The sequence below is a fragment of the Psychrobacter sp. FME13 genome (assembly GCF_014861395.1).
In the GTDB taxonomy this organism is placed as follows: domain Bacteria; phylum Pseudomonadota; class Gammaproteobacteria; order Pseudomonadales; family Moraxellaceae; genus Psychrobacter.
This window is the reverse complement of record NZ_RRYV01000412.1, coordinates 1-324: the sequence shown is the minus strand read 5'-3', so window position 1 is coordinate 324 and position 324 is coordinate 1. Positions and strand designations below refer to the sequence as shown.

Annotated in this window: 1 protein-coding gene; it reads left to right on the top strand. The window is 49.7% G+C overall.

Annotated elements, in window-relative coordinates; all coding sequences use genetic code 11:
- On the top strand, positions 1-324 hold a 324-nt coding region (locus EI164_RS17590), incomplete at both ends, for a hypothetical protein (RefSeq protein WP_192521088.1).

Genomic DNA, 324 nt, shown 5'->3' with positions numbered 1-324 from the left:
GTAAACGTCAAGGTATCAATGCCAATACTAGCGCTCAAATCAATATCAAGTCGGGCGAAGCTTTAGTATTCTCCACCCAGCCGCAAACCCATGCACAATCTGGACAGCACAACTATCAACAGCACACCCCGACTCTTACCCAAACGGCATTGGGTGGTCAACATTTGGCTGAACGCTTAACACAATTGGCAACGGGACTGGGACGACAGGTCAATGACCACAAAGCGATCAAGACCCAGTTAGAAGCTATCGCAGAGGAGCAGCAATCTAAAACCCATCAACAAGCGCCCTATACGCTGATCGATGGCGCTGCTGATACGAGCT